Raw genomic sequence first — 12,199 nt, 5'->3', positions numbered from 1 at the left:
CATCCTCTCCCATGCTTTGCCAGAGAAGATCCGGCGGCTGATGCCTTTACCCTGGTTCCATTACAGAGCCAGATCGGGCATCAGCGCGCATTTTGCGTATTACTTCGTCGATTTCACCGGATAATCCGGCTTCTTATCATTACCGGCGATGTACGGGCTCCAGGGCTGAGCGCGGATTGGCTTATCGGTCTGCCACACCACGTTGAACTGACCGTTCTCTTCCACTTCGCCGATCATCACGGGCTTGTGCAGATGGTGGTTGGTTTTATCCATGGTCAGCGTGAAACCGTCCGGCGCTTTAAAGGTCTGTCCGGCCATCGCCGCACGCACTTTGTCCACATCGGTGGTACCCGCTTTTTCTACCGCCTGCGCCCACATATGGATGCCGACATAAGTCGCTTCCATCGGGTCATTGGTGACCACGGTGCCTGCGTTCGGCAGGTTGTGCGCTTTGGCATAAGCACGGTAATCCGCCACGAATTTCGCGTTAGTTGGGTTATCCACCGATTCGAAGTAGTTCCACGCGGCTAACTGACCGACCAGCGGTTTGGTATCAATGCCGCGCAACTCTTCCTCCCCGACAGAGAAGGCGATCACCGGAATATCCGTGGCTTTAATGCCCTGGTTAGCCAGCTCTTTGTAGAACGGCACGTTGGAGTCACCGTTGATGGTGGAGATCACGGCCGTTTTGCCACCGGCAGAGAACTTCTTAATGTTAGAAACGATGGTCTGATAGTCGCTGTAGCCAAACGGCGTATAGACCTCTTCGATGTCTTTATCCTGAATGCCTTTGGTGTGCAGGAAGGCGCGCAGAATCTTGTTAGTGGTACGCGGGTAGACGTAATCGGTACCCAGCAGGAAGAAGCGTTTGGCGCTGCCGCCGTCTTCGCTCATCAGGTATTCCACCGCCGGAATCGCCTGCTGGTTGGGTGCCGCACCGGTGTAGAACACGTTTGGCGACATCTCTTCGCCTTCATACTGCACCGGATAGAACAGCAGGCCGTTCAGCTCTTCAAACACCGGCAGCACTGACTTACGTGAGACCGAAGTCCAGCAGCCGAACACCGCCGCGACTTTATCCTGTGTTAACAGCTGACGCGCTTTCTCCGCGAACAGCGGCCAGTTAGACGCCGGATCGACCACCACCGGTTCCAGCTTTTTGCCCAGCACGCCGCCTTTGGCGTTGATTTCATCAATGGTCATCAGGGCCACGTCTTTCAGCGGCGTCTCGGAGATCGCCATGGTGCCGGAAAGCGACGACATGATGCCGACTTTGATGGTATCAGCGGCCTGGGCACCAAAGGTAAAGCCCAAACTGGCCACGGTGGCGGAGAGCGCAAAAGCTTTTAGCAACGAACGTCTTTTCATCGTTAACCCTCTAAATGTGTTAGTGTTTTTATTCAATGGGTTGAAGCCGGGCCTGCTGTAACATATGCAATGTGATCTTTCTGACCTCTGCCTTACTGACGGCAATGTGGTCGGTTAAAATGCGTTGTGCCTCCTCGGTTTGTTGCTGGAAAATCGCCCGTAAAATCTGAGCGTGTTCGCGGTATGTCGCATCTACCCGGTCGTCACGGGTAAAGTCGAGACGACGGATGATGCGGATCTTTTCGGTCAGTTCGGCGTGGATGCGTGCCATCTCCTGATTGCCCGCGGCGGCTACCAGCGCCATATGAAAGGCTTCGTCGTGCGCCGACACCGCTTTGCCATCCTCCAGGCGTGGCGCATCGATCCAGAAACCTGTCAGTTCGTTCAGGATTTCCGCACAGGCCAGCGGCGGCAGCGCGCACAGGCGGCGCACTGCTTCGCGCTCCAGCACGGTGCGGAAGTCGTACAGCTCTTCGAAGTATTCGAAGTCGAACGGCTTCACCTGCCAGCCGCTGCGGAACCACACTTCGACATAGCCCTCGCGCTCCAGCCAAAACAGCGCCTGACGTACCGGCGTGCGGCTCACGTCGAGCCGATCGGCGATTTCGTTTTCGCTAAAGCGGTCACCGGGCATCAAACGAAACTCAAAAATGTCCTGTTTCAATGCCTGATAAACCTTCTCCGCCAGCGCTTCCGGGCGGCCTTTGCTGCGTGGGCTTTGATGCATGCGATCTCCTTATTCCAGCCACAGCAGGGTGTCGCCCGGACTCACCGGACGTCCTGCCTGACAGGCAATGCGTTTCACCGTGCCGGCCTGCGGCGCGACAATCGCCAGTTCCATTTTCATGGCTTCGACGATGATCAGCGTCTGACCGGCTTCCACCGCGTCACCTGGCTGCACCAGCACTTTCCAGATGTTGCCGTTCATATCGGCACAGACCGCTAGCGCATCTTCGTCGGCTTCCGGGGCCATCAGCGTCTCTTCACTGGTCAGCGGCGCGTTCTGCTCTTCCTGTGCCCACAGCGTCACTTCCTGTTCGAAGGCAGCTGACTGGCGCTGACGGAAGTCGGCAATCGAGTCGGCGTGTTCAGCGAGGAATTGCTGGTGGGCAGCGAAATCAAACAGCGTCTCTTCGATACGTACCGTGGCGCGGCCTTCGCGGAAGTCATCGCGCAGTTGCGTGAGTTCGTCCTCGGTCACCGGATAGAAGCGCACCTGATCGAAGAAGTGCAGCAGCCATGGCTCATCCGCCGCAAACTGGTCGTTCTTGAGGAATTTGTTCCAGATTGGCAGCGTGCGGCCCACCAGCTGATAGCCACCGGGTGAATCCATGCCGTAGATGCACATGTACATGCCGCCAATACCGACCGTGCCTTCGGCGGTAAAGGTACGTGCCGGGCTGTATTTGGAACTGAGCAGGCGATGGCGTGGGTCGATCGGTACCGCGCAAGGCGCACCGAGATAGACATCGCCCAGGCCGAGGATCAAATAGCTGGCATCGAAAATGGTGTCGCGCACCGCTTCGCGACTCTCCAGCCCATTAATGCGCTGAATAAAATCAACGTTGTTCGGCAGCCATGGCGCGGTAGCGCGCACGGTTTCCTGATAACGCTCAACCGCACCGAGCGTGGCGCTGTCTTCAAATGCCATTGGCATCCAGACGATGCGCGAAGGCACTTTCAGCTGGCTGACATCACCGAGTCCGGCTTCCAGTTCCAGCAGCAGATTCATCAGCTGTTTCTGGCTGAGGATCAGGCTGTCATAGCGCACCTGCAGGGAGCGAACGCCGGGTGATAGCTCTTCGACGCCGGGCACCGCACGTTCACGCAGCGCATTCATCAGCAGGTGCACACGCAGACGCAGCGCCAGATCCAGCACGTTGTCGCCGTACTCAATCAGCACATATTTATCCCCGGCCTGGCGATACACGGCAGCAGGCGTGGTGTCTGTGGCGGGCAGTGCGGCCAGCAAGGTCGCAGAGCCGATGTTACTGGCCGCCAGTGAGGGAACCTCAAAGGCTGGCGCATGAGTGCTGCGCAGAGTTTCCACGCTGTGCGCCTGGGCTTTCTCCAGCGCCACCGCTTCGTCGGCGCTGATCGGGTGGAAGCGAATGCGGTCGCCCGGTTTTACCTGACCGACTTTCCACAGCTCCGCTTTGGCAATCGTCACCGGACAGACGAAGCCACCAAGACTCGGGCCGTCATGGGTCAGGATCACCGGGAAGTCACCGGTAAAGTTCACCGCGCCAATTGCGTATTCACAATCGTGCACGTTAGACGGGTGCAGCCCGGCTTCGCCGCCGTTAGCACGCGTCCAGGTCGGTTTTGGCCCGACTAAACGCACGCCGAGACGGTTGGAGTTGTAGTGCACCTGCCAGTCGCTGGCGAAGAACTCGTCGATGGCAGCCTGGGTGAAGAAATCCGGCGCGCCGTGCGGGCCGTACAGCACGCCGATGCGCCATTCGTTGCCATAGTGCGGCACCAGCGCGTGATCGAGCGCTTGCGGTTCACTGATCGGCGCGGGCGTGGTGCAGGCGGCCAGCAGCGGCTGGGAGATCGGCAGCATATCGGCGATGCGCAGGGTGCGTCCGGCATGACCGCCAAACTGGCCGAGTGAGAAGGTAGAACGGCTGCCCAGATATTCCGGCACATCGAAGCCGTTGCGCACCGCTAAATAGGTGCGGCAACCGCTTTGCGCACGGCCTAACGTCAGCGTCTGGCCTGCTTTTACACTGATTGGTTGCCAGTAATCGAGGCTTGCGCCATCCAGTTCTGCCGGGCAATCTGCGCCGGTCAGGGCAATGACTGCGTCGCTGTGAAAACGCAGTGTCGGGCCTTGCAAAGTAAATTCCAGCCCGGCGGCGCTGTCGTGGTTGCCGACAATGCGGTTTGCGAGGCGGAAAGCGAAGTCATCCATCGGGCCTGAAGGTGGCACGCCAATATCCCAATAGCCCAGGCGGCCAGGGAAATCCTGAATGCTGCTGAAGGTGCCGGGTTGCAGCACTTCAATCACGCTGGCGGACGGCGTAAAGCTGTCGAGGAAACGCGTCCAGACTTTGCCGCTGCTGAACGCTTCGGTGGCCACAATCTGGCGCAGATAATCGAGGTTGGTGGCGATGCCGTGCAGCTGCGTGGCATCCAGCGCCTGCTGCATTTTTGCCAGCGCCGCTTCACGCGTGTCGGCGTGAACAATCAGTTTGGCAATCATCGGATCGTAAAATGCTGAGACTTCGGTGCCGGTATCGATCCAGCCATCGACGCGCACGCCATCCGGGAAACTGACGCCGGTCAGGGTGCCGGGACTTGGCTGGAAGTTTTTCAGTGGATCTTCAGCATAGATACGCACTTCAATCGATGCGCCTTTGGGGGCCTGCTGCAGTCGCGCCCAGTCGATGGCATCACCGGCGGCGACTTGCAGCATGCACTCCACCAGATCGAGCCCGGTGACACACTCCGTCACCGGATGCTCCACCTGTAAACGGGTGTTCACTTCGAGGAAGTAGAACGCGTCCTGTTCGGCGTCGTAGATGTATTCCACGGTACCGGCGCTGCGATAGCTCACTAACTCGCCCAGACGCACGGCCGATGAGAGCAGCGCCTCACGCGTCGCCTGCGGCAGGTTCGGTGCCGGGGTCTCTTCCACCACTTTCTGGTTGCGACGCTGTAATGAGCAGTCACGCTCACCGAGGGCAATCACTTTGCCGCTGCCGTCACCAAAAATCTGCACTTCAACGTGGCGCGCGCGGTCGATAAAGCGCTCCAGGAACACGCCTGCATCACTGAAAAACTGTTCGCCGAGACGACGTACGCTCTCCCATGCATTGCGCAGCGCATCGGCGTCGTCACAGCGGGTTAAGCCAATACCGCCGCCGCCCGCCGTGCTTTTTAGCATCACCGGATAACCGATGTTTTCTGCCGCGCTGAGCGCCTCTTCCAGCGAGTTGAGCAGCGGTGTGCCAGGCGTCATCGGCACACCTGCGCTAGCCGCCAGTTCACGCGCGCGGTGCTTCAGGCCAAACTCGCCAATCTGCTGCGCCGTCGGACCAACAAATGCAATCCCCGCCTCTTCACAGGCGGCGGCAAACGGCAGGCTTTCGGAGAGAAAGCCGTAGCCCGGCCAGATGGCTTCTGCGGCGGTCTCTTTAGCAGCAGCCAGAATTTTATCGATGCGCAAATAGCTGTCGCTGGCTTTGTCACCGCCGAGGGCAATTGCCACATCGGCTTCTTTGACATGGCGCGCGTTACGGTCGGCATCGGAGTAAACGGCGACGCTTTTCACGCCGAGGCGCTTCAGGGTGCGAATCGCACGGCAGGCGATTTCGCCACGGTTAGCGATCAGGACGGTGCTGAACATGGTTATTTACTCCCCTGAGAGGCCAGCCAGTTGCGCCAGCCGCCAAATTCGGTAATTTCCAGCGCCTGCGACAGCACTGCCGGTTCACAGATAAAGCCTTTCACCACGCGACCATCAGCCAGCGTCAGAGATCCAATGCCGAGCGGTGCCGGGATTTCCGCCACGAATTCGCCAAAGCGCGCGAGTGGGATATCCCACAGTTCCACGGTGATGGCGGCACCGCTGTCACCGCGCAGCAGGCCGGGTTTTTTGATCGGACCATCGAGCAGGGCAAACAGGCGGTAGTGACTGGCGGTTTGTGTCTCTTCCACCCACACCGCATTGCGGGTGGTGAGCTGGAAATTCAGCGGCATGCCGGTGAGGTGCGCACCGACCACTGCCACGCGTACGTGATCGGCAGACACCGGGAATGCGGTGTATTGAGCGGGCTGAGCTTTGCCGGTCGCGCCTAACGTCAGCGCCATCTGCTGTTGCCACTGAATGCCGAAGCCTGCCAGCGCGCGATCCTGCCAGGCAGACGCAATCAGCGTGATGCCCGCAGGCAGGCCATCGGCGCGGAACGGACCAGGCAGCGCCAGTGCGCTAAGGTCAGCAAGGTTAGTGAAGTTGGTGTAGGTGCCAAACTGCGAGTTGTAATGCACCGGCTCCTGCTTCATCTCTTCCAGCGTGTGAATGGTTGGCGAGGTCGGCACCACGAGCGCATCAAACTGCGCCAGGGTTTGCTGGATTTGACGCGTCAGCTCAGCGCGCAGGTATTCCGCCTGATAAGCCTCGACGGCGGTGTATTTCAGGCCACTGCTGACAATACCGTACACCACCGGGTCCATCTCTTCCGGGCGATTGATCATCTCACCGACAGCGACAGTGCGCTCGGCAACCCACGGGCCGTAATAAAGCTGTTCCGCCAGTTGGTGGAATGCGGTGAAGTCGATAGGGTGCAGCGTCGCGCCGCCCGCTTGCAGTTGCTCCAGTGCACGTAACCAGGCTGCTTCGGCCTGCTTATCACCAAAGAATTCAGGCGTGGCAGGAATGGCGAAATCAGGTCGAGCCTTAAAGCTGGCAGGCGCGGTGTGCGGATTGTTGCGTGAGTAGGCGTCTCCCGCATCGTAACCGCCTGCGGCGGTGGCAACGGTGAAGGCATCTTCCACCGTCAGAGCGAAGACGGAGATGGTGTCATTCAAACGGCAAGCAGGCACTACGCCGCTGGCCGAAAACCAGCCTTTGGTCGGTTTCAGACCGACGATGTTGTTAAAACCTGCCGGGACGCGACCGGAACCGGCGGTATCGGTGCCCAGCGAGAAGCCCACCAGGCCGCGCGCCAGCACCGAAGCAGAACCGGAGCTGGAACCACCGCTAACATACTCGGGGTTAAAGGTGTTGCTTACCGCACCGAACGGAGAACGCGTGCCGACTAACCCAGTGGCGTATTGGTCGAGGTTGGTTTTGCCGATCACCACCGCACCGGCCGCTTTAAGCTGTGCGACCACAAAGGCATCAGATTCAGCCGTATAGGTTAAGGCCGGACAGGCGGCACTGGTCGGCCAGCCTGCCACATCGATATTGTCTTTCACCGCAAACGGCACGCCAAACAGCGGCAGTGCAGTGGGATTGCGCAAGTAACTGGCCAGCAAGGGTTCAATTTGCGCCTGCAGCTGTGCGGGCGAAGCGACATACAGCCAGGCGTTATCCTGCTGGTCGATGGCGTCGAGGTGTGCTGCCAACAAGGTGCTGATGCACTGTGGGTCCTGCTGATAGCGGTGTTGCCAATCCTGAAGCGTGTATCCGAAGGTTGCTGCCATGAGTGAATTCCAACTGGTATACAAGATGGAATTCAATAGAGCAAAGCGCGTGCCATTTTTGTAAGTAAATGAATAGCTGTAGATAATTGATATGACATAAGATTTTGTGATGATAATTTGCACAGTCACAGCGCAGACGGTGTGCAATCACGGTGCGCCTGCGTAAATTTTGTGAAGAACATGGCAAGAGACCGTTGGCCTGGTTAGCATGAGTTAAGTCTGGCATGAGCTGGATCGCAGCAGAGAGGAGAGCAGAGTGGAGAAGTGGCGTAACTGGATGATAGGGATCTGTCTGGTCAGCACGGCCAGCAGCGTGTGGGCCGATTCGCTGGATCAACAAAGACAGCGCTATGCGCAAATCAAACAAGCCTGGGATAACAATCAAATGGACCAGGTCTCGCAGCTGATGCCAACGCTGCAGGATTATCCGCTCTATCCGTATCTGCAATACCGTTTGCTGGCGCAGGATCTCGATCAAGAGACACCGCTGGCGGTGAAGAATTTCATTCAGCAATATCCAACGCTGCCACCGGCGCGTTCACTCTCGACACGCTTCGTCAACGTGTTGGCACATCGTCAGGACTGGCAGGGCGTGCTGAGCTTTAGCCCGGATGAGCCCAAACCGGTGCAGGCGCGCTGTAACTGGTATTACGCCAAGTGGGCTACCGGCCAGCAGCAGGTGGCGTTTGATGGCGCGAAATCGATCTGGCTGCGCGGTTCCGCGTTGCCGAATGACTGCGATCAGCTGTTCTCGGTGTGGCAAGCGTCCGGTCAGATGTCGCCGATTACCATTCTCGAACGTATTCGCCTGGCGATGAAAGCCGGCAACGACAGTCTGGTGAATTATCTGGCCAAAATGCTGCCCGCGGATTACCAGACCACCTCCAGCGCGCTGATTGCGTTGCAGCAAAATCCGCAGACCGTCACCACTTTTGCCAGCAGCCTCGGTCCGACCGATTTCACTCGTATGGCCACCAGTTATGCCTTTGCTCGCGTCGCGCGTGAAGACATGGATAATGCGCGCATGATGATCCCGCAACTGGTGCAGGCGCAGAAAATGAGCCCGGCGGAAGAGCAGGATCTGAAGGAAACTGTTGTGTGGCGTATGATGGGCGCCGATCTGACCTCCGAGCAGGCGCGCTGGCGTGATGCAGTGGTGATGAACAGTGAATCCACCGCGCTGGTGGAGCGTCGCGTGCGTCTGGCGCTCAGTCAGAACGATCGTCGTGGACTGAATACCTGGATCGCCCGTTTACCGGTTGAAGCCAAAGAGAAAGATGAGTGGCAGTACTGGCAGGCCGATCTGCTGATTTCTCAGGGGCGCAAAGAAGAAGCCGATGAGATTCTGCGTAAGCTGATGCAGGCTCGTGGTTTCTACCCGATGGTGGCGGCGCAACGTCTCGGCGTGGAATATCCGTTGCAGATCGATCAGGCTCCGGCGGCAGACAGCTCGGTGGTGCAGGGGCCAGAACTGGCTCGCGTGCGTGAGCTGATGTATTGGGGGCTGGATAACCTGGCGCGCAGTGAGTGGGCCAATCTGATCTCCAGCAAGACCCATTCGCAGCAACAGATGCTGGCGCGTTACGCCAACGAGCAGGACTGGTGGGATCTCAGTGTGCAGGCCACTATCACCGCGAAAATGTGGGATAGCCTGAAAGAGCGTTTCCCGCTGGCGTGGCGCAATCTGTATCAGCAATACACCAGCGATAAAGGTATTCCGCAGAGCTATGCCATGGCGATCTCCCGCCAGGAGAGTGCGTGGAATCCGAAAGCGCGTTCGCCGGTCGGTGCCAGCGGTTTGATGCAGGTGATGCCATCAACGGCCAGCCATACCGTGAAGATGTATAACATCCCCGGCTATGTGAACAGCAGCCAACTGCTGGATCCGCAGACCAATATCCAGATTGGCACCCAGTATCTGGAGTACGTCTATCAGCAGTTCGATCAGAACCGCATCTTCTCCTCGGCGGCCTACAATGCCGGGCCGGGCAGGGTACGCAGCTGGTTGAATAACAGCGGTGGCAAACTGGATGCAGTGGCGTTTATCGAAACCATTCCGTTCTCAGAAACACGCGGCTACGTGAAAAACGTGCTGGCGTATGACGCCTACTACCGTTACTTCATGGGCAAGCCGGATAAGATTCTCGCCGATGGCGAGTGGAATCGCCGTTACTAGCTGTGCTATGCTTCCGTACTCGCTAATGAGTACGGAAGCCCTTCATGAGCCAACCTCTTTCTTCCCAGCCGGATGCGGCTCAGCCTGTTGAAGATAACTGGCTGCGTTTTATCGATTTAATGCAAAACGCTTTCGCGGATGGTGTGTCGTTGCCGTTGTTGCAACTGATGATGACGCCCGATGAACGTGAAGCGTTTGGCACACGCCTGCGCATTATCGAAGAGCTGATGAACGGCGACATGAGCCAGCGCGAGCTGAAGAATGAGCTGGGCGTCGGTATCGCCACCATCACGCGTGGATCTAACAGTCTGAAAGAAGCGCCTCCCGAGCTGAAACGCTGGCTGGAAGCGCGCTTAGGCCGCCATTAATTACTGCTGATACAGCGGATGGGTGAACGGGCAGAGTGCCAGTATCAGCGCCTGGTGGTAAACGCTGGAGCGGCTCAACAGACCGTTGGTAAACGCACCGATAGCACCGCCTTTCTGCTTGATATTATCAACGCCAGTTAAGCGCGCCATTTCGTGACCGAGTTCGTGTCCGGCGGCTAAGCCCGCCATGACAATCGGCGGCAAGGTGAAGCTGGCGGAGCGCGATTCGCCGCGCTGCTGGGCGTTTTCAATCACCATCCATGCAAAGGCACAATCGCCTTCGATACCGGCCTCAATCGCGACCCAGTAGTCAGATTCAGGACGCTGCAAACGCGCATTTGCCACGCGGGTACGTGCGCCAGTTCGCGTTTCGACATCGCTTAACGGCTGTGCGGCAACGCCGCTCTCGACCTCGACCCCTTCAATATGGCAGGATCCTTCACCAAAGACGTCGTTGAACGCCTGAGCAATCGCGCGGATTTTTGCCGGGTTGATGGTGGCTGCGACAACGTGGTACATAATTGTTTGAACCCTCAAGGCAAATTTGTCGCAGTATAACGGAAATTAAGCATGCTACAGGTCTATCTTGTTCGTCACGGCGAAACGGTATGGAATGCGGCCCGACGCATTCAAGGTCAATCCGACAGTCCGCTGACGGAAAAAGGTGAGCAACAGGCCCAACAAGTGGGTGAACGGATGAAATCGCAGGGCATCACTCATGTGATTGCGAGCGATTTAGGCCGCACGCGCCGCACCGCCGAGATCATCGCGGATGCCTGCGGTTGTAAGGTCACGGTTGATGCACGTTTGCGTGAGCTGAATATGGGCTGTCTCGAACAGCGCCCCCTTGATGGCTTAACGCCGGAAGAGGAGAGCTGGCGTAAAACGCTGGTGGATGGCACCCAAGACGGCCGCATCCCTGGCGGTGAATCGATGCTGGAGATGGCGACGCGCATGCACGAAGCGCTGAACGCGTTGCTCGAACTGCCAGCGGGCAGCCGTCCGTTGATTGTCAGCCACGGTATGGCGTTAGGCGTGTTAGTGAGTACGCTATTGGGATTGCCGGCGCACGCTGAGCGCCGTCTGCGCCTGCGCAACTGCTCTATTTCACGCGTGGATCATCAACAGAGCGCGTGGCTGGCTGCAGGTTGGGTGGTCGAGACGGCAGGTGATGTGTCGCATCTGGACGCGCCTGCGCTGGACGAATTGCAGCGTTAAGCGTCATTCGGTTTCGGTGCGCATCAATGCGCAGCCTGTAAAGGGTGGGGGTAATGATTGCCTGCCCAGCAAAAGGGTCAGCTCGCCATTTATGGCGATCTGCCGTTATTGAAGCCAAAAAAATGCCGTCATCATGACGGCATTTTCATATCAGCGATTCTGCTGCGGGCGAATGGGAATCAGGTATTCGCAACGGATTTCCGTTGGCGGCTCGCTGCGTTTCTTACCGCCATGCGTGAAGAAACGCTCAATATCCTGGCCCTGACGACGCACCAGACCCAACGTTGGCATACAGGTGCCGTATAGCAGCAGAATGAACTCACCCAGTGCGCTGCGCGCACCGTTATAGGTGAACTGCACGTAATCCCCGGCTTCGAGAATCACATTTTGATTCGACTGCATGCTCAATGCCTGTTGATCGGCAGGCACTGCCGTGGTGTAGAGAATCTCCTGCTCATCATCCTTTTCATGGCTGGCACGTACCTGATGCAGACCGTATAACACCGGTGGCACGGTATCAGTTTCCAGCAGGAACTGTTTCCAGAAATGGATGCGCATTTCGTCACGGTAGCTGGAAATTTGCTCCAGCGTACAGGTGTAACTCTGCGTTTGCCCGACCAGCACCGTTTCCGGCAGCGTGACAAACGTGGCCTCAGGCATGTGGTGATCGTCCAGACGAATCGGCGGGCGAATGCCGAAGGAGTTCCATTCCGATGAGCGACGATACCAGGCGGGCGTTTGATTAAACTGCTTTTTAAACGCACGGGTAAAAGTCTGCTGTGAATCGAAGCGGTATTGTAAAGCGATGTCGAGGATCGGGCGGCTGGTCAGGCGCAAGGCCACAGCGGCTTTCGACAGGCGACGCGCGCGGATGTAAGCGCCGATGGCGTGGCTTGTCACTTCCTTGAACATACGC

General features: G+C 58.0%; 9 protein-coding genes. 3 read left to right on the top strand and 6 right to left on the bottom strand.

Annotation, left to right across the window (positions count from 1 at the left end; translation table 11 throughout):
* Positions 1–99: 99 nt before the first annotated feature.
* From urtA to atzF, 4 genes are read right to left on the bottom strand one after another with little or no spacing between them, the layout of a single operon-like run.
* Entirely contained in the window at positions 100–1,368 is a 1,269-nt protein-coding gene (urtA, locus tag H7A81_RS08175) for an urea ABC transporter substrate-binding protein (protein WP_034826208.1), read from the bottom strand.
* Between the two features lie 28 nt (positions 1,369–1,396).
* Positions 1,397–2,095: a GntR family transcriptional regulator gene (locus H7A81_RS08170; protein WP_182057210.1), complete on the bottom strand. Its 699-nt coding sequence runs from the start codon at positions 2,093–2,095 to the stop codon at positions 1,397–1,399.
* A 9-nt stretch (positions 2,096–2,104) separates the two neighbouring features.
* Positions 2,105–5,722: an urea carboxylase gene (uca, locus tag H7A81_RS08165; protein ID WP_182057209.1), complete on the bottom strand. Its 3,618-nt coding sequence runs from the start codon at positions 5,720–5,722 to the stop codon at positions 2,105–2,107.
* Positions 5,723–5,724: 2 nt separating this feature from the next.
* Positions 5,725–7,521, bottom strand: coding sequence for an allophanate hydrolase (gene atzF, locus H7A81_RS08160; protein WP_182057208.1), 1,797 nt, complete (start codon positions 7,519–7,521; stop codon positions 5,725–5,727).
* A 256-nt stretch (positions 7,522–7,777) separates the two neighbouring features.
* Here atzF and sltY point away from each other — a divergent pair, with 256 nt between their 5' ends.
* On the top strand, positions 7,778–9,697 hold the full coding sequence (gene sltY / locus H7A81_RS08155) for a murein transglycosylase (RefSeq protein ID WP_182057207.1): 1,920 nt from the start codon (positions 7,778–7,780) through the stop codon (positions 9,695–9,697).
* A 44-nt stretch (positions 9,698–9,741) separates the two neighbouring features.
* Positions 9,742–10,065, top strand: coding sequence for a trp operon repressor (gene trpR / locus H7A81_RS08150; protein WP_038649187.1), 324 nt, complete (start codon positions 9,742–9,744; stop codon positions 10,063–10,065).
* On the opposite strand, the gene yjjX is transcribed toward trpR, so the two are convergent.
* Positions 10,066–10,584 (bottom strand): inosine/xanthosine triphosphatase, encoded by a 519-nt coding sequence (gene yjjX, locus H7A81_RS08145; RefSeq protein WP_160833988.1) that lies wholly within the window; start codon positions 10,582–10,584, stop codon positions 10,066–10,068.
* A 51-nt stretch (positions 10,585–10,635) separates the two neighbouring features.
* Between yjjX and gpmB the strand changes: the two genes are divergently transcribed.
* Positions 10,636–11,283, top strand: a complete 648-nt coding sequence (gene gpmB / locus H7A81_RS08140; protein ID WP_166935882.1) for a 2,3-diphosphoglycerate-dependent phosphoglycerate mutase GpmB — start codon at positions 10,636–10,638, stop codon at positions 11,281–11,283.
* 150 nt (positions 11,284–11,433) lie between these two features.
* Here the strand turns inward: gpmB and robA are convergent.
* On the bottom strand, positions 11,434–12,199 hold a 766-nt coding region (gene robA / locus H7A81_RS08135; RefSeq protein WP_182057206.1), incomplete at its 5' end, for an MDR efflux pump AcrAB transcriptional activator RobA.

The sequence above is a fragment of the Pantoea sp. ME81 genome, assembly GCF_903970985.1.
GTDB classification, from domain to species: Bacteria; Pseudomonadota; Gammaproteobacteria; order Enterobacterales; family Enterobacteriaceae; genus Pantoea; species Pantoea communis.
The sequence above is the reverse complement of the archived record's forward strand: the minus strand, read 5'-3'. Positions and strand labels throughout refer to the sequence as shown.